General features: G+C 49.6%; 15 protein-coding genes. 1 reads left to right on the top strand and 14 read right to left on the bottom strand.

Features of this window, described 5'->3' with window-relative positions:
• Positions 1-415: 415 nt before the first annotated feature.
• Positions 416-1,567, top strand: a complete 1,152-nt coding sequence (locus L1S32_RS02185; protein WP_278155745.1) for an ORC1-type DNA replication protein — start codon at positions 416-418, stop codon at positions 1,565-1,567.
• Positions 1,568-1,597: 30 nt separating this feature from the next.
• On the opposite strand, the gene L1S32_RS02180 is transcribed toward L1S32_RS02185, so the two are convergent.
• From L1S32_RS02180 to L1S32_RS02115, 14 genes are all read right to left on the bottom strand, one after another.
• Complete coding sequence (locus L1S32_RS02180) at positions 1,598-4,513, bottom strand: hypothetical protein (RefSeq protein WP_278155744.1); 2,916 nt, start codon at positions 4,511-4,513, stop codon at positions 1,598-1,600.
• On the bottom strand, positions 4,510-4,863 hold the full coding sequence (locus L1S32_RS02175) for a hypothetical protein (RefSeq protein WP_278155743.1): 354 nt from the start codon (positions 4,861-4,863) through the stop codon (positions 4,510-4,512). The genes L1S32_RS02180 and L1S32_RS02175 overlap by 4 nt, the downstream gene beginning before the upstream one ends.
• Positions 4,853-5,191 carry a hypothetical protein gene (locus L1S32_RS02170; protein ID WP_278155742.1) on the bottom strand — a complete coding sequence of 113 codons (339 nt, stop codon included), beginning with the start codon at positions 5,189-5,191 and terminating at the stop codon, positions 4,853-4,855. Before L1S32_RS02170 ends, L1S32_RS02175 begins: the two co-directional genes overlap by 11 nt.
• Entirely contained in the window at positions 5,179-5,319 is a 141-nt protein-coding gene (locus L1S32_RS02165) for a hypothetical protein (protein WP_278155741.1), read from the bottom strand. The genes L1S32_RS02170 and L1S32_RS02165 overlap by 13 nt, the downstream gene beginning before the upstream one ends.
• A gap of 377 nt (positions 5,320-5,696) precedes the next feature.
• Entirely contained in the window at positions 5,697-11,057 is a 5,361-nt protein-coding gene (locus tag L1S32_RS02160) for a DEAD/DEAH box helicase (RefSeq protein WP_278155740.1), read from the bottom strand.
• Positions 11,050-12,090: a hypothetical protein gene (locus L1S32_RS02155; RefSeq protein ID WP_278155739.1), complete on the bottom strand. Its 1,041-nt coding sequence runs from the start codon at positions 12,088-12,090 to the stop codon at positions 11,050-11,052. Before L1S32_RS02155 ends, L1S32_RS02160 begins: the two co-directional genes overlap by 8 nt.
• 4 nt (positions 12,091-12,094) lie before the next feature.
• Positions 12,095-14,581 (bottom strand): hypothetical protein, encoded by a 2,487-nt coding sequence (locus tag L1S32_RS02150; protein WP_278155738.1) that lies wholly within the window; start codon positions 14,579-14,581, stop codon positions 12,095-12,097.
• A 14-nt stretch (positions 14,582-14,595) separates the two neighbouring features.
• Positions 14,596-16,230 carry a hypothetical protein gene (locus tag L1S32_RS02145; protein WP_278155737.1) on the bottom strand — a complete coding sequence of 545 codons (1,635 nt, stop codon included), beginning with the start codon at positions 16,228-16,230 and terminating at the stop codon, positions 14,596-14,598.
• A 456-nt stretch (positions 16,231-16,686) separates the two neighbouring features.
• Positions 16,687-17,448: a uroporphyrinogen-III C-methyltransferase gene (cobA, locus tag L1S32_RS02140; protein ID WP_278155736.1), complete on the bottom strand. Its 762-nt coding sequence runs from the start codon at positions 17,446-17,448 to the stop codon at positions 16,687-16,689.
• The gene (hemC, locus tag L1S32_RS02135; protein ID WP_278155735.1) at positions 17,445-18,341 is read right to left on the bottom strand and encodes a hydroxymethylbilane synthase; all 897 of its coding nucleotides are present in this window, start codon (positions 18,339-18,341) and stop codon (positions 17,445-17,447) included. Before hemC ends, cobA begins: the two co-directional genes overlap by 4 nt.
• The gene (locus L1S32_RS02130) at positions 18,332-19,573 is read right to left on the bottom strand and encodes a glutamate-1-semialdehyde 2,1-aminomutase (protein ID WP_278155734.1); all 1,242 of its coding nucleotides are present in this window, start codon (positions 19,571-19,573) and stop codon (positions 18,332-18,334) included. Before L1S32_RS02130 ends, hemC begins: the two co-directional genes overlap by 10 nt.
• The gene (gene hemB / locus L1S32_RS02125; RefSeq protein ID WP_278155733.1) at positions 19,570-20,544 is read right to left on the bottom strand and encodes a porphobilinogen synthase; all 975 of its coding nucleotides are present in this window, start codon (positions 20,542-20,544) and stop codon (positions 19,570-19,572) included. The genes L1S32_RS02130 and hemB overlap by 4 nt, the downstream gene beginning before the upstream one ends.
• The gene (hemA, locus tag L1S32_RS02120) at positions 20,514-21,797 is read right to left on the bottom strand and encodes a glutamyl-tRNA reductase (protein ID WP_278155732.1); all 1,284 of its coding nucleotides are present in this window, start codon (positions 21,795-21,797) and stop codon (positions 20,514-20,516) included. Before hemA ends, hemB begins: the two co-directional genes overlap by 31 nt.
• Positions 21,794-22,414 (bottom strand): bifunctional precorrin-2 dehydrogenase/sirohydrochlorin ferrochelatase, encoded by a 621-nt coding sequence (locus tag L1S32_RS02115; RefSeq protein WP_278155731.1) that lies wholly within the window; start codon positions 22,412-22,414, stop codon positions 21,794-21,796. Before L1S32_RS02115 ends, hemA begins: the two co-directional genes overlap by 4 nt.
• Between the last annotated feature and the right edge of the window lie 86 nt (positions 22,415-22,500).

Below are 22,500 nucleotides of genomic sequence, written 5' to 3'. Positions count from 1 at the left end.
AATGAGGGAATAAAACCGTTTTCACTCCACTTTGTCCCGTTTAAGATTCTTTGACACTCAGGGGACATTCTGCGCATAATCTGACATTTTTCGGATTCCCGAATAGGCAGACAGGTCAATTTGTACTCAATTCCCGGTATTCCGGCATGGAGATATTTTGTCCCGGTCTCCTGAATACCTGCAGAGACGTATCTATCAGTTTTTTTGTTATCCTGTCGCTCTGAGTATTTCTTTCCGGGTGATGGAGTGGAACGCATAATGGTAACCCTGATAAACGAACAATCATGCTCTTAGATACTATTTATTTCTAATCCGTATTCCTGATTCGGGCAGAAAGTCAGAGAATTCACCCAATTCTTCATTTTCATCCCCCGCCCACTAAACCGCTATTATCAGTCACTCCGACTCCCTTTTCATGCCACAACACTTCCTCATGGATAACCAGACACTCTTCAAAGACCCCGGTGTCTTTGAATTCGACTACACACCCGATACCATCAGTTACCGTGACATGCAGCTCCGGGAGCTTGCTACGCATCTCAGGCCCGCCCTGCGGGGAGGTCACCCCGTGAACACCATCCTCCATGGCCCGCCGGGGACCGGGAAGACCACCTGCGTCCGCGAGATCTTCACCGAGATTGAGGAGATCACCTCCCATGTCGTCACCGTCTTCGTCAACTGCGAGAGCGTCCGGACGCCGTTTCGTGTCTTTGCCACCATCTTCAGGAGACTCTTCGGGCATCAGCCGTCGCTCTCCGGCATCCCGACGGAGCGGCTCACTGACCCCATTGCGTCTGAGCTCATCAAACGAAAAGCAGTCCTCATCGTCTGCCTGGACGACGCCAATTATCTGGGCAGCAACGGTCATCCCGGTGAGATCCTTCGCTACCTGCTCCGGATGCATGAAGCCTATCCGGGAGTGAAAATCGGTGTCGTCTCGACAGTAAACACCCGGACAGACTACCACCTCGCGCTCCTCGACCCGTCGACACGGTCTGTCTATCAGCCCTATCTGATCTCCTGTCCGCCCTATGGAGCAGAAGAAGTGCGTGGCATCCTGCATGACCGCGTGCAGGCGGGCCTCTATGAAGGAGTAGTCCCGTCCGGGATGCTGGACCTTATCACCGCCCTCACAATAGAGGAGGGGGATCTCCGGGTGGGCATCAGCCTCCTGAGACTGGCGGCGGCCGCGGCCGAACAGGCTGCACGGACTGTTGTACAGGAGCAAGATGTCAGAAACTCGTTTCAGGCCGCACATGGAGCACATCTCATCCAGCTCGTCGAGGCCCTGAAGCCGGATGAACAGCGGCTGCTCTCCCATATTGCGGAGATGAAGCAGAAGGATGCTGACGTGCCGGTCACTTCCGGAACACTGTATGCGTCCTTCAAAGAGACAACAAAGGTCTCCTATACCGTCTTCCACACCCGGCTGACCAGACTCGCAGACCTCCGGCTCATCGAGCTGATTCGCCCGTCCGTGCGGGGGAATACACGGGAGGTGGTGCTCCGGGGTGACCCGGAGATGATGATGGAGATGTGCCGGACGGAAAAATGCGGATTGGTCTGATTCACCCATTTGACCGCCCGTCCCCGGGCATCACACCACCCCCTCACCCTTGTTCCACTCCCGGATCATCCGGGCATAACACCCTTCACAGATGCTCGCCCGCTGCTCTCGTGAATGATACACCGCCGCTCCTTCTCCGCAGATAGTACAGTGTCCGAGCGAGACCGACGACCGGTGAAATGACGTATGATCCAGGATGCCGGGGAGGGGCGGGGTGGTCCCCGGACCTTTCGTTCCCTGCACATTTGTATCCCCTGTGAAACCGTTGTGATCCGGTTTGCATTGTGTTTTTTGCATATCCTCGCCGGAATGCTCAATTGGCCGCCCCGGCAATGACTCCGGCGGAATCTTTGCATCTCTGTCAGGATCATATACACTCCCGCGCCCAACGGCAGAGGCAGCCGGGTCGCCGGGTGTTACGGGCAATCCATACAAAGTTCCCATACTCTCTGTACGCCTCTCTTCTCTCGTACTCTCTCTGCTAAAAAGAGGAGTATCAGGCCCGCCGTTTTTCGTTGCACCGTCTTCGGGTTTTTGGTGGAAAGCAGGTGAAAGAATGCGGCTGTGATCGGTACCGTCCGTATCATTTCCCCCATCACTGCCATCATCACCACCTGTATCATCCTCCGGGCGGTCATCATCGTCCCCCTCCCCAAGCCAGACATCCGCCTGTTCGGACCATCCCCGGTAATGGACAAGATCGAAGGAGAAGTAGTGCTCCCGGCGGCGGCACTCCACCCCGCAGATCTCTTCAGCCACCGTTGCGTCGATGAGGCTGACTGCAGGGCACTTGTCAAGGAGACCAAGGTATGTTGTCCGGCTGTTCGAGTAGCCGTGGAGGAGACGGTAGGTCTGATAATAGGAGAGGCCGAGCGTGTCCTGCAGCTGCCGGATAGTGAAGACACGCAGGTCCATCCGGGTGATCGTCGCAAGGGCTGAGGATTCGTTTCGGGTCAGTTTCGTCTCCTGCCCGCCGACATTGCCGTTGATGGCGATAAAGAGCTGTCTGGCATAGACGAAGTCGGCATGGGTGGCGATGATTGTCCCGTCGTCTGTCTTCTCCCGCTGGAGGAAGTTCAGCACCGCATGGCATTTGATGAGGTCGAAGAGCATCGCGGGGTTGCGCCGGTTGTGGGCCGCTGAAAAGTTGATGCGGCAGGCAAACGGGATACAGACATGCCGGACGGCCTGCTTCAGTATCTTCCATATCTCCCGGCAGACCGGGACGTCCGGGTCCCCGGCTGCAGAAGGCACCCTGCCTGCCTCAACCTTTTTCAGGTGGGCAAGGACGGCCTGGTCCTGCACACTGGAGTCGTCGATCCATACCGTGAGCATCCGGTTCATTACCTGGTCGTCGCCAACCGCCTCCACCTTGGCAAGCCACCAGACGCACCGTTCAGGAATGGTGCATACCTTAAGCTGCCTGTCGCGGGTGAGCGTCCGGTGGACCACCGGCTCCTGAAAATTCGCGGTCGCCGATTTCAGGAGCTCCTGCATGTCATCCGAGAGGGAGATGTCATCAAAGAGGATGACCGTCCCCGGCAGCAGATCATCATAGTAAAAGAGGGCCTTATTTGAGACAGTGCCCTTCAGCCGGTATGCCTCGGGCAGGAGGCGGAGCATCGCGTTGCAGGCGTGGGTCTTGCCCTTGCCGGAATTGCCGGAGATAGCGACGTGCAGGCCCGCGGTGTTTTCCACGGACTGCGAGGCGACCGACATCGCGAGGCACTCAGCGACCGTCCGGTCGCCGACATGGTCCCGGTGGAAGACATCAAGGAGGAAGGCGAGCGGGTCACCGTGTTCGAGGATCTCTGTGGCCCGTTTCCGGTGCTCCTGCTGCTCAGGTGTGGTGTCCGGCAGAGAAGGAGCGGGGGAGAGATCCTCCAATGGCTCCTCCTCATCGTTGGACGGCTCTGTCCCGGGTGTCTGTCTTCCGGCGGCCCGTTCCGGCTCATACTGTGCCCGGAGCTCCTGCCACCGCTGCGTTCCGCCGCCGCAGGAGTCGTGATGGCATCCGGCGAAGACGGCGCCGTTTGCGAACTGGATGGCAAACGCCCCGTCCCGGTGTGCGGTGGAGAACGGGCATGCGGCAAGCGAGAAGAGCGTGCCTCCCTGCCAGGGCCGTTCGGTACGGACGGCGAGGTGGTGTGTGTCGAGCCAGCGACGAAGGTCAAACGATCCCCGCCGCCTGCCCTGCTCTGCTGCGGGGGCGGACCGGGGAATGGAACCGGCCAGTTCCCGGAGGCGCTCATCCGGCACGACCTCCGGTGCATCCGGGGCGGAGAGGATGCGGGCCTTCCGGTGGGGCCGTTCTCCGGTATTGTCCCCCTTGCGGGCCGTCGTCCCGTAGCATTTCCAGATGCGGCCCGCGTTGAAGTTCGCCGTGTCGCAGTGGACCGTTTCGTCTGAGAAGACGGCATCGAGGACTGCAAGGCACCCCTTCACCAGCCGGGTGGCCTCACCGTCGTTCGGGAGGTCGATGCGGTAGAGGAGGTGCGCCCCGTTGCCGGAGTCGGCGAGTATCGGTGCCGGGAAACCCCGTCCGGTGAGCCATGCGGCCACCGCTTTGGCCCGTTTCAGGGCGGCGGCATGCTCCGCATCGGTCGCCGAGACCCCGCTCGGCCGGACCGGGTCGAGGTCGATGGGGAGCCACCGGCGGCGGCAGATGTCGGCATCGGCGGTCGTGGCGTCACTCCGGGAGAGGCGCTGCTTCACGCGGTTGGCCCGGCGGGAGAGCAGTGCCGGGTTCACCTCGTTTACGGTGACATAGATGCCCTGCACGCCGGGGTACGTGTCCATCGCGTTCGCCCGCCCGGCGAGTGCGTCAAAATCGGTGAAGTAGCCGCTGTGGACGCCACCGTCACCAAGGGCACGGAGTTCGACGACCGCACCGTCCAAAAAGAGGAGGGATAGCCCCTCCCGGATCTCCTCTGTACCTGCGTTCACAGGAAACCACCTGCCAGTGCCGGGTGTACCGGGAAGAGGGGGGCAGAGGCTGCCTCGCCACGGGTGACCTGCCGGAAACAGGCAAACGGGATGCTGTACAGCCCTCCCCGTGTGGCGGCAATGACGGCCCGGCCGGAGGCGTGGACAGTGATGTGCCCGTCGATGACCGTCGAAACGAACACGGCGCCGTCGGGATTGTTCACCTCCTCCGTCCGGGTAAGGGGGACACTCTGCCCGTTGAATAACAGGGTGTGGATGTCATCCCGTGTGAGGGAGTAGGTCTCCTCAGCGAGGTGGAGAGCGAGTGTTCCGCCCCTCACGAGGGAGAGCGTGCCGGGCTCAGTCTGCATCCGCACCACCCGGATTGCGGTTCTGTTCCCGGCCCTGATCTCTGCCCTGCTTTGGCGTTTTTGTCAGCGTAATCGCATAGACGTGCTGCCCGGTCCGTTTGATCGCAATCTCGGAGATCTCCCCGCCATGTGCGTGAATTTCTGACGAAAGCGTCTGCGGGATGAGATAGAGCGGAACCGGCCCGGTCTTGATGGCGGCCCGTTCATTCATCGTTGATTTTATACCATCAGCCGCTAATTGTTCTCTGGCAGTTCCGGACATTTCACTGTTGGCGCAGGGTTTTGTGGTGGGGCTGCCCTTTCTCTGTTTCGTGTCTATCGGCGGCATGCCTGTGCCCCCCTGTCTGGCAGCATCTGCCGGGTTTTGTTCTTTTCTTCTGCGATTCGATTCTCACGGACGAGCGCAGCGGGCCGGTCCGGGATGGAGTTGAGAACTTCTCGTTCTGTTTTTTTCATGGAGATTTGCTCCTGTGCGACAGATTTTCCTGTGCACAGAAACTGATAGAACGGCTGATGGGATATAGAAGAACCCTGCGGGTTGGAAGTAAGGAATGTGGATGGCACGTGAAAAGAAAGGCACATGTTGTAAAGTCTCTCCTTGGTGAGGGGGGATTTCACAGGGGTAAATTATGGGCAGGAAATCAGATTGGTTAATAATCAGATTGAGAAATTGAAATGTATTTTTGGATTCCCTGCCAAGGAGATAAATATAAATTATTGGGGATTAATTCAGCGGAATTACTATACGAATGTATGGCATTAAGAGTTTCAGCGTCACCTCGTTCTACCTTTAAAAAAGGATAAATTGAGTTGCCATTACTCACTTGAATAAACTATTCCACCAATATATTTTTTATGAAGTGATTAGTCTCATCGAATGCTTTGGGGAGTGCTCTATTTACCAAAGAATCTGACAAATACAGAGTATTATTGCTTGCATGGGGAATTGCCCACATCGCAGGATACACTACAAATTTGGCAGATTTTTTGGGTGAATTAATTGAGATCCATTCTTGTTCAGGTTGAAATTGAATTTCAGGATGATCATCATCAAACAAACGCTTAAGTGGGGCGATAATCTCATATTGTCTCTCGATACTCAATGGTTTTGGCAGATCACCATATCTACCCCAGTTAAGGAGAGCAAGTGCGGCAAATCGATCCAATTTATCATGAACTCTCTGGTTCCAGTAGTGTTTGAGACACGTGTGACACGCTGTAGTACAAGGGTTTTCTTTATCACAATTCAAAACAGCCTCAACATTCTCAAGTAACGGAACGATCATTTTCCGAAGGCCAGTTGCATATCCTGCTCCACTTGACAGACTATCATATATGTAAATATCAACAAAAGTTGTATATTCCGTTCCATGAATTCTGTGACCACCTTTGATGTCATTGAAATCAACATCCAGAGTACGACTTGCAGCAAGTAAAAATGCCTCGGAAAGTGTTGTTGCAGCGTTTGAAATCCACATTCCACGGGGATTCGTGTTAATTTGAGATTTATCCAACTCAAACTCAAAGACAATCATATCTGTTGCAAAGGTGTGACCAAGATACAGATTTATTGGATTATGGGAACACTTGTTCGAAGTCACACCTGGGATTGCGTATGGTCGACCAATATCCTCCAACATTTTTGATCCGGAACCTTCCCCAGTAAGTTGTTCTGTAACCTCTGCAGCACCACACTTCTGACACACATTAAATCCACGTCCTTTCACACCTTTGTTAATGATCCTAATCTTATCGGAACGAACTGCTGCCATTATGTGCCGACACCCGATATCCTTCATGTCTCTACGGTCGGGTGTTGCAAAGTAGCATGGCTCCTCTGCATATGACTGTTCAAATTCCGCATGTGCTTCAGGAATTTTCCTTCCATTTACAGGAGCAAAGCCCCACGGTCGGAGCAGCTTCTGTTTCCTGTTTTCAGAGACAGGTTTTCCACAGAATGGACAGACTCCATCCATCGGAAAGTCTGTATCAGTCCAGCCACAATACGGATCAGGACATAGATACAAATCCGACAGATAATTTGGATCCTCAAAATATGGTTGTGCCTGATTTTCACGCTTGTTTCCTTTTCGAAACTTTGAGTGGAAACTGTAAATTCCACCAACTTTGTAGGTTTCTTTATTCACAACGAGAATTTTTCCCGGGGCATACTCACTAATCGCAATGTCAAGTGAACGATCTGGTCTTTGGAGAATCTTACTTCCAGATCTGTTCTCAATAAAGAATCCTACAACATCTTGTGGGAAAGAGTAGGTTGGTAAGATTCCCTCAAAACTCAAATGATCAAGAAGACTGGTTTTGTGTCCTTTTTCAACCTGTGCCTCATGCAGTTCACGGTTTTTGAGCACATCATCCCGGATTCTCTGTAATTCAGGGGTAAGCCCTTTTACAAATTTTTGATAATAACCGGCATCCATTTTTTCAGTGGAGAAAATGCTTGCCTCAAGTTCCGGTTTGAATCGGAATGTATTCAGAAACTTTATGAAATTATCATAGTAGTTATCAAAGAATGATAATACCGGATATTCATACAGGTCTGTCCCATTTTCACTCAAAAATTCACTTAAGATGAGCAGATTTACATGACGCTGAAGTAGTGTGAAATTATCTACATCTATCCATGGACTACTGGCATCTCCTGAAATAATTTTATCGGGATGAGTGAAGTACCACCCATCATGGGGGCCATTCTGAGCATAGGTTACAATGGTCGAAATTGATGTTCCACGCCTTCCTGCACGTCCAGCTCTCTGTTGATAGTTCTCCCGCATTGGGGGAACATTTCGAAGGCTGATGGCGGTCAAAGAACCGATATCAATACCCACTTCCATCGTGGTTGTACAGCTCAGTACATCAACCGGGTAATCATCGTCAAACAGAAGATTCTGGAACCGCATCTCGTAACTTTCCGTCGTAGACCAGATGTCATTCTGTTGATCTTTATAGGAAAGTTGTGCCGTGTGTTCTTCAGTGTTAATGGTACGAATCGATTTCCCAGAACCTTCTGTGATTGCGTCAAGAACAGGATCTCTCCAGAACTTATAGCGTTCAATATCCTCCTCACTCATGTAATAGACATCAGAGGACCCACAATCAGCACATTTCCCAAACAGAGTATATGGGAAAATATTAGAACACGTTCTACAACGGTACCAGTTATGATTGTCCCTGAATTTTAACGCAATTTTATCCAGGACAAGGAAATAGCTGCCATTTTCCTCACCTCTTCCACGACGAAGGAACGTTTTGAACAATTTAAGCAGGATCCACTTGATCTGTTCTGGAGTATATTTTTCCTCCAGAACATTCTTGAATCTGGATGGAATTTTATATTGGTCTTTTTCTTCTACACCAAATCGACCATACTTACGAAGGGCAATATTGAACCGAATTTGATCAGAAATCTTGGTTCCAATAGCATATGAGTTTGTACAATGATACTGAGCCCATGCAGCAAAAAGGGCAATAAACTCCTCTTCGGACATCTCAATATCATGTTCCTCAAATGATTCAAGACATTCTTCAATATCATCCTTGTAACAAGGTTCCATCCAACCCAGTCCAAGATCCGTCAAAGACATGAAAGATGAGCAGAGATTTTTCAGGAGCTGTTCTGAAAACAGTCCGGGTATGTCATCGAAATCTTTTACTATCCGACCATATTTTAATGATTGATTACGCTTTTCTGCTTTTTTGATAGCAACTTTAATAATTTCCAGATCTTCTTTAAAGCGAGCCTTGTCTCCCCCATAGAACAGGCGTAAATGATTGTGAGATGCGATCTCCAAAAATGCCGGATAGAGCATATCAAGTGTCACAATATTCCCCGTATCTTCAGCCCATTCCTGCAAATGGATAGCCGCCAGAACCATGACCGCTCTTGCAGCATAAGCATCTGCTGCCCGGGTCATATCTTTGGCCAGTACAGCAGCTCTTTGCCTGCTGTCAGAGAATACTAGAACTTTTCTCCCGCCATTTGGTTGTTGTTTGAGTTTTTCTTCATCGAATATGGTAGGTGGCTGTACAGACAATTGTGATGAGACAATGTTGTAAAACGGCTCATTTCCTTTCGTAGAAAAATCTGAAAACGAGTAATACATCAGCCTTTTTTTGCATTTGGGACATTTACTAAATGTGAACTGATCTGGCTTGCCTTTTACCGGATTAAGAGAATAACAAACCTGTAGGAATTCATCATCTCCAGCATGAATGTTGGTAAAATGGATGAACCCGGTTTTTGTATCAAGCCACCCACCTCGTATCTTTTCATTTCCCATATCCGCAGACCAATTCTTCGGGACGATGTAAAGATGTACTTCCTTCAATTCATCTCCAAATACCTCACCCGGAGTATGCCATAGATATTTTTTCTCCCAAGAATTTTGTGCATTTCCCGCTGAATCTTCTGCGTTATGCAAGTATCCTTTGATGAACAGGGCTCCACACCTTCTATCGTTGATTAACTCATAGATTTTCCCACCACAGTAAGGACAGGTGTCCCGTCCATTGTCTGAGTAGATCTTCCCAAGTGTGATGCCGTCACCGGTGTGTTTTTCAGAACAGTTCGGATTTGTACAGGCGTACAACCCCTGTAGGCCACGGAAAAACATGTGAAGTCGTGCAGGGAAAAGAACCTGCCCGTCTTTTTTGGCAAGTGGTAGGAGCGAGAGAAGAACCTGTGTTGCGGGAAGTGCAGTATCATTATCATCATTTGGGAAAACAATCCCTGCAAGTTCATTGATCTCGGTAGCGTTTCCAGCGGTTTGATTTATTATCCGTTGAACTGAACCATATTTTGGCAATGTTTCAAACAACCATGCCTCCAGTTCTTTGATTGTATCATAAGGAGGTCTGGTTCCGTCAAGTAACCGGAAGAATTTGTGGACTGCCGATATCTTTGTCGTATCATCAAGTTGGAAATCATCCAGAGGGAAGTCACGAATCTGTTTTGCGGAGATATCAACCGGATTTGGTGAACTATACTCTTTGTTTTCTCCAACAATTATTGAGAATGTATCCTCCTCGCATGAAGTAATCTCCCTTAGAAACTGTTTAAGTTCGATTTTGCTGTCCTCATCATCAACAGGAATACTTGCACTGGTGAGGATAAACCGGACTTTATCACGTGTAATTCCCAACTTGTACATTAACCGACGAATGAGAAGGGCAACCTCTCCCCCCGCAGAACCATGATACATATGTGCTTCATCAATGACTAACAGAAGTTTGTTATCGGGAGACTCGTTTAACCAATCGCGGGTATTCGACCAGAATGGCTGTTCAATCTGCCGAATCAGCATATACTGAAGCATCGAATAATTTGTGACTAGAATGTCAGGACAATTATCCTGCATCTCTTTACGTGTGATTAATTCCGCATCACGTAAAGTTGTTATATGGACGCCGTCATTCAGATGTGTAATATAGGTTTCCAGATCATATTTTGATGGATATTTCCCAAGTGATTTGAGTTCTTTAATTAACTCAGGACTACGATGGATCAGATCATATTCCAGTGTTTTTGCCAGCTTTTCATCCTTTTTTTTCTTAGGCTGACCCGGATAAGGCGTTCTACCAGTATACATCCCAAACTGGGGAGCCCGGCTGTTCAGATCACCGGCATATTCAGTAAAAAGTGTGTAAAATTGTCCATCGTAATCCCCAATCATCTTCCGCAACCGGCCTATCTGATCCGCGACCAGTGCATTCATGGGATAAAGTAATAACGCCCGAACACCTCGTTTATTCCAAGAATCAGGACGGATTTTTGCTTCAGCTGCAAGGTTTGCAACAAGGGGCCACATGAAGCACTCAGTCTTTCCAGAACCGGTACCTGTCGTTACAAGGATGTCATTTCCATGATAAAAATCTTCAAGCGCTTTTACTTGGTGACTATAAGGAGTCTTGAAAACACCTAAGTTTTTGTCACCCATCTGGCAAAGGAAATCCTTGATATTTTCCGGGATATCAGCATCAACCAGTCCATTTTTTCGTAACTGATATGTCTGATTTGATTCAATGTAGGGATCCTTGTAGATAGAATTTTTTTCATTCAAAAGGTCTTTAGATGCACTTAAAAGAAGATCACTCTCACCAAAGTATTGTGCCTGAATGTAGTCCTTCAGTTTTTCAACAAGTTCACGGTGTGTATTTTGGACACTGTATTCAGCCATTTAGTATCACCTTAATGTTCAGATTTTCCAGAATCTTCGTAATGATTGGGAGAAAAACCGGTGATGTAATAAATTCAGTTCTGTCCAAAATGTTACGAACTGGCCATGCAATCATGTAGAATAGCATTCCTTCTCTCCCTGGAAGAAAAGAGTTCAATTTGATTTTGATTGCGTCATCATAGGTTGTTATTCTTGCATGTTCCGGATTATGACTCAGATACCTAAGGCCATACATGAATCTGCGAACATCTTGCGTCTTGATGATATGATCCGGAAATGCAAGTGCGTATATCTCTCCGTTTTCGTGTTTAGCAAGTCCGTAATCAAAAATATTATTTCGATACACAGTTCGTTCCCAAGGATGTTGGAGCGATTGTTCCCATGATTCGGAAAAGACCCGCCCCGATAATGGATCAAAATACCTTCGGACATCAGATATGGCGGAGTTCAGTGTGAATTTCCCCTCAGCAAATCTCGTGTACTCAAGGACGGTATCTTTTGCATCAATATGCGGTATCAAAAAGAGTTCTTCAAGAGAATACGCATTATGTTCAGAAGTACTATCGACATACCATCCAAGACCATGCATTTCCCCATCTTTTCCAAATGATGTCCCACGTAGCAAATATAAATTTTCAGCAACTTTTGCGTATTTGTCAGGAGGTAACTGAATCGTATTTTCAGGCCCAGACACTAGAAATCCAGAAAATTCCAGTCTTTCCTGAATTAACTTTATTGGTTGAATATCTGGTTTATTCTTAGGAAAAAACCATTTTTTTACGTCCGGATAGAGATCTAAATATGTGGAAAGGATGAGATTGCATTTTCTGGTCACGTGATGTTTTGTGTAACGTGTATCTTCTGCATCACATACCTCACCTTCAACCTCAATACTTCGATCTAGGACTGTCGTTTTCGTCCACTCTGAAATGGCGGAGTAAAGTATTCGGGAAATAAAGGCAATCTCATCTTCACAGGAAAAACGGGATATTCCCATCCCTTGCGCCATAATTTCATAGGGATATTGCCCCATGGAATTATTCTCCTCCAAGAAGTTTCTCTACGATCTCTTTGAGGTCATCTCTACTAAGACATTCTAATCTTTGATTCAGTTCATCCGTAGTTCCCTTTAATTTGCAGAAAGATCCAAGCTCCAGAATCAGTGCAGCATCTTCATTATCCTTGTCATCCGTTGCAACCGCAGATAATATTGCAGTTCTAGTCAGATTATATCCGTTCGTTGTATTTGTTCCAGATGAAAGCTTAACAATTCTTTGATACAGTTCCTTTACTTCCTCCGAAGTTCTTTCAGCAGGTGTCGCTTTGGCACAGTTAGCGGGGTCCAAGAAATCTCTTGTAATAGAGCTAATCACATCTTCAGAATTGATGAGGGCCATGTATCCCAGTACACTTGAAGGAAGTATCCGCATGTTTTCAGTGAAATCAAGTGAGAACATGAGATATTTTTCGGGATTTTCATCATGAATATCCCTTGCAAGATGCGTATAACAGTATTCGTCAATGGACCCAATGGCATTTTGAAGAAGAACAACATTGCCGCAGGTATTTTTCACAGCATTTAGTAATGATGAATAGTCGTTGTAACCAGTAGGGACTGATATAATCTCAGGAGTTTGTGAGCAGAGGGTAACTGAGATGGCTTCAGCTATGGGATTTGCATTACACCCCGTAAGGAGAAGTGGGGTTCTCGTCAGATATGCTCCTGCGATGAATTCAGCAAGGATATTTGCATATTCGATCTCAACCCCAACGTTCGATAGATTGTCACTCAGATAACCAACCAATCCTCCAATCTCAGTAATTTCAAACGGATCTGATCCATATTCTTTTGATGGTTGAACAAACAGACCTGAATTTGATGAGGAGACAACACTTATATTTTCAGGCACTCCGGATGGTAGAATACCTTTGAATAATGCCAGATCTCCCAGGAATTTCCCAGGATTCTGTTGAATATCACTGGTTTTAAGTTCGCAATAAGTCTTTAACTGCTCATTTATTGCTTCTAAATCTCGTTTATCCTGCTCAAGTTTAGATAATTCTTCCCAAATGCGTTGTTTATCAGAAATTTCATTCTGCAACTGTTCCTTGGAGACCTCCGATAAAGCTATTTCATCTTGAAGTTTGTCAAATTCCTCACGAAGAGACTGAAGATTATTTAGGATGGCATTCTTTTGATTAGCTCTAAACTGTTCACCCTCTTTTATGATGGCCTGTAGATGTTCTTCTTTAAAGGCGGCAATTTCCTCAACAATAATCTTTTTTTGAGCTGTTTCAAATTCTTTAAGCTTCTGTTCGATCTGGGATTTTAATTCAGCTCTTTCTCGCTCGCCTTCAGATTCGACAATTTTCTTGAGTGATTTTAATGCTTCAGTTTCAGCGGTTTTCTCCGCAGTTTTTGCGAGAATCTCCCCATTAAGGCCATCGATAATACTTTTTAGATAATCTATTTCGTTCCCCAAAGCCTTTTTTTGCTCAAGCAATCCTTGATTGACTTCATGTTGCATTTTGGCAACATATTCTTCATTGATCTTTGGGACATGTGCAATAACCCCTCTTACAAATTCCTCAACTTTATCGTCTGTGTTGAGATACGAGTTTATGATCTCTGTTTGCAATTCAAGCCGTTGCTCATTCTCTGGTGATTCTGTCAAAATGGGTTGTAATTTTAAATTTGATAGGGCTTCGGTGATTATTTTATTTACTAGTTTTTTCTCATCTTCTGAATAGTTCAGGCGAGTGGCAATATGGTAAAAATATCTTGCAAAACGGGCTGAATCAGTATGGAGGGATAAAGAATCCAACTTATCATTTTGACTCATTTTCATCTTGGTGTAGATGAGCCTTCGAGTCAGGTCTACGGAATTCTCAGAAAATAAATCTTTATATTTCGGATCGAACGAATCAATAACATCAGTTCTTTTGATATTATATCGATTCAATGACTTTTTATCAGTTACAAAGAGCAACTGATTATATCGTAGACAGGATGTCGCTTTATTTATTTCAACGCATAAGTAATCTTCTTCATTGTAATCGTAGACTACAAGGAGGTTGTCTGAAAACGTATCCGGAACAACAATCCCATTTTCCAATACACGTGCAAACTCATCATCAGAACCCACCAATAACCTCAGATGGTCTGGTGATTCCGGAGTTTTCAAGAAGATGAGTTCATAATAAGTGTATTTGAAATTAATTTTTTTATGAAGGACTGAATAAGGGGCTGCGTCGTACCCCTCAGAATTATCATCTTCTTTCCACACCCAGAGTCCAACATTGTCATGCTCAGACTGGACCGGGGTTTTCTCCAGATTAACTGGTATGAGCATGGTTCCCTCATCTGGATTAGTATAAATTTTTCCAATGGAATTTACTCTGTTTTTATTCCAGTCTGCTGTAGAAATATCTGCAATCCTTAAGACTTTGATGTCATCGTCACTAAACTTCACCGGAATACCAATGCAGCAATGTAAATTGGAATATTTTTTTGAATTAGTCATTATTTTTCAACTCTTCAGGTGAATTCAGAAATAAGATTGTCATATGCGTGTTGTGGGATTTTCCCATATTGTAGCGCTTGGCGAAGATAGCCACTGACTTTAGGATAATTTCCAAGATTACTCAGAATATATTTAGTATTCACGGGCGTTGGTATAAACGTGCCCCCCAACAGAACAAGTTTCTTATGGATCTCCTCGTCGTTATTTACTGAGGCATTTATTACTTTTGAAATGTGTTTTGGAATGGCTACCTGATAGACTATATCCATTCCATGGCGTACACAAATACGGTCTCCTTTAGAAAGGTCAAAAAATTCAAGAATAGACATTTTATTCCAGTGAATGTTTTTCAGTTGTCTTTCAGAATAGTGGTAAATGTTACACTTGCTGTCCGATTTAAAAGATAAGTATGGCTTCTCTTTGAGGAGGAAAAGGTCACCATTTTCAAGTGTTTTTTTCTCGTATTCCAATGTTATTTCCGGGGCAAAATATTGAGATATCTCTTCAGTATATTCACATGTGAGGTGTGATTCATATTGTCCAGAAGACGATGTTATGTGCATGGAACCCTTGACAGAGGAGGACAGTAACCATCCAGCATTAATTCGATATTTTGGAATAGGTAGACAAGATTGTGTATCTGTTTCCTGATAATAATCCGATTCATCAGATCTTTGCGCAAGACTGACGACTGTTGTTGGTCTACTATAAACTTGCCTGTTTCCAAACTGCACATGTGGAGGCCAAATCGGAATTAAAGGAGGATGCCACTCAATAAGTTCAACTCTCATTAAATTTGCAAATTCATGGGCATTTTCGGTGACTTTAGTAAACTGCACTCGGTAGATCATCCATTTAGATTCATATCCAATGGTCCTACCTTCGAGTTTTCCTGCAAACTCATATTCGAGAAAATCGTTATAACTATCCGGAATTTCAGTAGCTGTTGCAAAATAATAGTATTTGTCTGTGGTAATTTCTCCATAATCGGATATACCCCTAGCATAATCTTTTCTATATGCAAACAATGCACCAGATTCCGGAAGTCCTGCTAAATCTTCATCCCAGATATTTATTATATCATCACTGACTGAACATTCACTATATTTGAGTGAATAATTGTCATATATCCACATCAGCCGAATGAAAGTGGTTTCTCTTGGAATTACCTGATTAATAAGGAGTTTATTTTCTTTTAGTTCCGCATGGTTTGGATTGATGATTTGTATTACAAGATGTTCATTTTTAGCAGCTACAACGACCTCCTCATCCAATGGAGGAAAACCAAGAAAAAGTCCAAAGGTCTCCCCACTCTTCGAAATATAGATCCGCTTTGAACGTTGACCAGATTTACGCAACTCCTGTTGTTGCTGGTATTGTTCTGCATATTTACTATCTGAATAGTTGGGACAATCATGAGTATTTGGATTGTTTGGTGTATGTCGAAAATAGATCCTCTTCAATGTGTTTATGAATATAACTGGCTCCCTACACTCAGGACAAATTAACTGGCTATTTTGGAGATTTTGAATGTATCGCGAATCTTCAGGGTCTTTAGCATAGATTAGTTCTTCAGATCCAAAATGTCCCTTCCTTATTGCATAATCCACATAAACACCCCTTAAATAATGATATATTTCTTTAACCAAGATATATATACTGAATTAATTCTTAATTGCCAACTTACCCACCCATATTAAATTGAGAATTAACCTTTCGATCAAAAAATAATGAATATATATTTATTTTCAATGAATGTGCTTCCCAGCAGGAAACTGATATTCCAATCAACTCTAACCTATTCAGAAGCCAGAACTGATCTCACATTTGACGGATCAGAATGAGCACATTTTGTTCCAGATGGAACATATTTGAACCAATTGATAAGAGAGAATGCCCGTCCCGGTCCTTCCCGACTTCACGCCATACGACCGGGGAGTATGCATATTGAGAAATAAATGATGGGGCATTAACGACCCATTGCCGGGAGGTGGACATGAGGTGATGCACTACTGACCGCTCGTGGCATAATGCCGAATCATGCTCGGGAGAACGATTCCCAATACCCGCTTTGCTTCTTATTTCACAACGCATGGCAGCGCAAATCACGCACCCGTAATATGCATCCTACCCTCAGACCCATCCCTATAAAGCGTCGCGACCTCCCCAATCACAACAACCGCAGGAGGCTTCACACCCGCTTCCCGTGCAGTCTCGGCAATCCTGTCAAGAGGAGCACACGTCACCCGCTGGTCGGGCCGCAGGCCGCGTTCGATGATCGCCACCGGTTTATCGGGGTTCATGCCGCCTGCGACAAGGGCCTCGGCAATCTTCGGGAGGTTTTTCACGCCCATCAGGATGACAATGGTCCCGGTTGTCTGCGCAAGCCACTGCCAGTTCAGGGCAGACTCCTCTTTCGTGGGATCTTCATGGCCGGTGAGAATAGTGACCTGACTCGCCCATTTCCGGTGGGTGACAGGAATGCCCACGCACTCGGGGACGGCGATGGCACTCGTGATGCCGGGCACCACCTCAACCGGAATGCCGTGCTCCCGCATCGTCTCCATCTCCTCACCGCCGCGTCCGAAGAGAAAGGAGTCTCCCCCTTTCAGGCGGACGACACGGAGCCCTTTTTTCGCATACTTCACCATCAGGGCTTCAATCTCTTCCTGTTCGAGCGTATGGTCAGAGCCGTATTTTCCGACATCAATACATTCAGCCGTCTTTGGCAGCGAGGCAATCACCTCAGCACCGGGGAGCTGATCATAGAGGATGACATCAGCCGAATCGAGCACCTCGCGTGCCCGGATGGTCATCATGCCCAGCCCACCCGGACCGGACCCGATAAGATACACTGTTCCGTTCATGATTGTTCCGTTCCTGATAGTCCCAGGGTCTGCCGGGCCTCCTCAATCAGGTCCCAGCTAATATGTTTGAGTTTTCTGCCGATGAGCCGGCCTTCCTCCACCGAATCGCCGTTGTCCTCAACCCGTTCATAGCGGCTGCCGTCAAGGGAGAGCACTTCAGCAATCAGAAATCCGTCATGGCAGTATACGCCCTGCGGAGTAAAGCACCCGCCGCCAATCTCCTCCATCACCGCCCGTTCAATCTCCGTATCCTTCCGGGTCTGCGGATGATCAACACACGACAGCTGTTCAGTGAGTGCCGAATCATCCCGGCATACCACTGCAATGGTGCCCTGATTGGGTGCGGGCACAAACCACTGCGGGAGAAGCTGCGTCCCGGGAAGGTCCATATCTAGCCGCTGCATCCCGGCCTCTGCGAGGACAATCGCATCATACTGGCCTTCGTGCAGTTTCCGCAGGCGGGTATCCACATTGCCGCGGAGTTCGCGAATTTCGACATCCAGACTGCTTCTCATGAGCTGTGCACGCCTGCGGGTGGACGACGTCCCCACGACACGGATATCCTCGATGTCGCACTCGTGGACGAGGAAGTCTGCCGGGGAGTCCCGTTCCAGCACTGCCACGGTGCAGAGCCCCTCCGGCCGAAAGGCCGGGATGTCCTTCATGCTGTGAACCGCAAAGTCGATCTCGCCTGCAAGGATGGCATCATCCAGCGCCCGGACAAAGATGCCCTGACCCCCTACCTGATGCATCGGGACGTGGGTCAGTGCGTCGCCGACGGTCTTTATCTCGGTGACCGCCGTCTCAATGCCCCGTTCTGCAAGCTGCCCGCAGACGCGGTCCGTCTGCGCCATCGCGAGGCGTGACCCCCGGGTGCCGGCCTTCAGAGGCATGCGCTATAGGCCCCGGCAATCGTCGCCACATCGTCGTCGGTGTGCGCCGCAGAGAGGAAATTCGTCTCAAACTGCGACGGCGGCAGGAAGATGCCCCGCTTCCGCATCGCATTCCAGAAGACGGAGAATGCCGCTGTGTCGCTCTCCTTTGCCTCGCGGTAGTCACGGGGCGGCGTATTCCGGAAGAAGAGTTTGAACATCGAACCCAGATTCACAAACCCGCCTGCCTGTGCGGAAGGAATGGACTCACCGATGGCGCGTGCGTTCTCCGCGAGCGTGGAATAGATATCCCGGTTGTCACGCAGATGCTGCAGGCAGGCAATCCCTGCGGACAGGGAGAGCGGATTCCCCGAGAAGGTGCCTGCCTGATAGACAGGCCCTGCCGGTGCGGTCAGCTGCATTATGTCGCGCCGGCCGGAAAAACACCCGATGGGAAGCCCCCCGCCGATGATTTTGCCGAAGGTCGTCAGGTCGGGCGTAATCCCGTACTTCACCTGCGCCCCGCCGATGCCCAGCCGGTAGCCGGTGATGACCTCATCAAAAATAAGGAGCACATCATGCTCCTCTGTGATTTTGCGCACCTCTGCAAGGTAGCCGTCATCCGGGAGCACCGGGCCCACATTGCCAAGCACCGGTTCGAGGATGAATGCCGCCACATTCTCATTATTATCCAGAAGCTCCGAGAGTGCTTCGGTGTTGTTGTAGGGCACCTGCAGCGTGTGGCGCACCACATCGGGAATCACTCCTGCGGAGTCAGGAACGCCCATCGTGGTCGCACCGGACCCCGCCTTGATGAGCACACCATCATGGGCCCCGTGGAACCCTCCCTCGATTTTGATGATGTCCTCACGCCCGGTAAACCCACGGGCGAGGCGAATCGCCGCCATCGTGGCCTCCGAACCGCTGGAGACAAACCGGACCATATCAACCGACGGGTGATCGGCGATGATCATCCGGGCAAGTGTCAGCTCCTTCTCCGCGGGGGTACCGTAGAGCCAGCCGCCTTCGGTGCAGGCGCAGATCGCCTCACGCACCGTTGGGTGGGCATGGCCGAGGATCAGGGGGCCGTAGCCGAGACAGCAGTCGATCAGTTCCTCGCCGTCCTCGGTTACGAGGCGCGAACCGGCAGCACTGCGGGTATAGAAGGGATAGGGTTTGATGGCACGCACCGGACTGGAGACGCCGCCGGGCATCAGGGTCTGTGCCTCGGTAAAGAGCTCTTCACTCCTCATTTCAGCCACCCCGCTGCATCCTGCGCAAAGTAGGTGATGATAAGATCCGCACCAGCCCGCTTGATAGCGAGAAGACTCTCCAGTGCGACCGCCTTCTCATCGATCCAGCCGTTTGCTGCGGCCGCTTTTATCATCGCATACTCGCCGCTCACCTGATAGGCTGCGACCGGCAGGCCGAGGGAGGCAACCGACTGCAGAATGTCCAGATACATCCCGGCCGGTTTGACCATCAGGATATCCGCACCCTCCTTAAGATCCATCTTCGACTCAAGGAGCGCCTCACGCGGGTTGGCCGGGCTCATCTGGTAGGTCGTCCGGTCCCCGAACGAGAAGCCGGAGTCGGCCGCATCACGGAACGGACCATAGAGGGAGCTCGCAAATTTGGTGGAATACGACATAATGGCCGTATCCTCATAGCCTTCGCAGTCAAGCTCCTCACGGATCGCCATCACCATGCCGTCAAGCATGCAGGACGGGGCGACGATATCCGCACCGGCTTCCGCGTGCGACACCGCAATCTGCGCCATCAGTTCAAGGGACGGGTCGTTCAGGAGGTCGGGCCCGCAGGAGGTCTCCCCGACAATCCCGCAGTGCCCGTGGTCCGTATATTCACAGGCGCAGACATCGGTTATCACGACCAGGTCAGGCACCGCCACTTTCATTGCGCGGACCGCCTCCTGAATAACACCATCGGGGTTGTATGCCTCAGTTCCTCCGGCATCCTTTCGTGCAGGAATGCCGAAGAGAATCACCGCCCGGATTCCCGCTGCGGCAATCGTTTGCGCCACCTCTCCCGCCATCGAAAGGGGATAGCGGTACTGCCCCGGCATGGAGGCGATCTCAACAGGCGCTGAAGCGGTCTCGTCAATAAAGATGGGGGCCACCAGATCATCGGTTCTCAGAACAGTCTCCTGAAACAGAGGCTGAATCTTCCTTTTTCTCAGTCTTCGCAATCGTCTTTCCGGAAACATTCGTCATCTCCTGCAGTTACTGCGTGCACCAGGGCCTGTGCATATTCAATTTCACCGCTCTCAGCACACCGCCTCACAGAAAAGGTAACGTCATTGAGAAGTTTTTTGACAAGCACCCGTGACAGGTCATCAAGGATCTCTTCAGCCGGTGCACCCGATGACCGGAGGCGTGCAGCCGCTTTGTCGCGTTCCCGGCACCGGATCATCTCTGCCCAGGAATGGAGATGGGCGAGAAGGTCACCGGCCCCGGCCCGGTTGAGGAGCGTCACAAACTGTACCAGCTCAGCATCCAGGAATGCATGCGCCTCTTCGGCCTCCTCTTTCCGGTTGTTCATATTCTTCTCACTCACCGTACGGAGATCATCGATGGTGAAGAGATAGACGCCATCGATATCTCCGACCGATTCCTCCACATCCCGCGGCTGTGCAATATCAATGATAACAAGCGGTTTTTTGCCTTCGTCAAGCGGCCACACACGGCCCCGCATCGCATCACAGACTGCTTCATAGCGGATGACGGGGTGGGGAGCTGCCGTGCAGGAAATAATGACATCGGCAAGAGCGGCATACCGGAAGAGTTCATCCAGATGGACGGCCTTTCCCCCCACCAGCTGTGCCAGCTCCTCCGCACGGGCAAAGGTCCGGTTGGTGACATAGATCGCGGTCAGATCTTTTTCCGCGAGCGCCTGGGTCACCAGCGTGCCCATCTCACCGCCGCCCACCACCAGAATATGGCGGCCGTCAAGGCTTCCCAGGAGGTCCTCTGCCAGCTCTACCGCCGCTGAACCGATGGAAACCGCCCCCTTGTTGATATTCGTACGCCTGCGCACCTCGATGCCGACATGCACCGCCTTGGTGATGCACCGCTCCACAAGCTGGCTGGATGCGCTGTGCTCACGGGAGAGTGCCAGCGCCGTTTTCAGCTGCCCGAGTATCTGGTCTTCCCCCACGACCATGGAGTCAATGCCGGCAGAGAGCCGGAGGAGATGGCGCAGTGCATCCTCTCCTTCCAGCGTCCGGAACCCATCCCGCCCCTGTTCGCGAAGAAATGCCTCTGCCATACAGGCATCCCCTTCTACCAGAAACTCGATCCGGTTGCATGTCTGGAGGAGAAGCGCCCCTTTAAACCATTCTTTCGCTTCTGCAAGGAATGCCGCCTCGTCTGAAAAGCGGAATGCCTCCAGTTCTGCGATATCGCTTCCGTGATGGCTGATGCCTGCGATGGCGACCGATGGGATGAGTCCGTTCTTCATAGATATTTCCTGAGGGCCTGCTCTTTGGCCTGCTCTGCACCGTGGGAGAGGGCATCCCACATCGCGGGGTCGTCAAGGACTGCATTGAGAATCCGTGAACGGACACGCTGGTCGGGGACCCGCTGTTTCAGGTCTTCCCGCAGCGCCTCCTGCAGCCGCACCATACCGTCGATGTTACCGCAGTGCTCTTCAATGCAGAAGCGGAGATGGCGTGCAACAGCCGGGCTGCGTCCATGGGTGGAGATCCCGATGCAGTAGGTATCCCCCCGCACAACAGACGGGATGATAACATCGCCCCCCTCCCCTCCCGCATCATTCACATGCGCACCGCACCGGCGCGCAAGGAAACCGATTCTCTGGTTCATCTCCGCGCGTTCCAGGGCGGTAATTACCAGAAAACTGCCGGTGAGCAGGGATGCAATCTCATCATCATGCATTTCAGCCAGATCACACTCAACCGTCTCAGCAGCAATCTCTGCAAAATCCGGGTGAAATGAACGACTGAGGACCACCACGTGCGCCTCATGGGCAAAATAACGCGCCTTCCGGGCGCCGACAGCGCCGCCGCCCGCAATCACAACCTTTGCACCCCTGAGGTCCATCATCAGTGGTATCATGCCTGAATAGGATAGATGCTGCACGCATTTAACGGTATCACCTTTCATTCCATTCGTATGCCTGAGAAAAGGAACATCCGGGGATT

Origin of the sequence: Methanogenium sp. S4BF (genome assembly GCF_029633965.1) — an archaeon.
Classification (GTDB): Archaea; Halobacteriota; Methanomicrobia; order Methanomicrobiales; family Methanomicrobiaceae; genus Methanogenium.
Note: the sequence above shows the minus strand (reverse complement) of the source record. Positions and strands in the feature narration are given on the sequence as shown.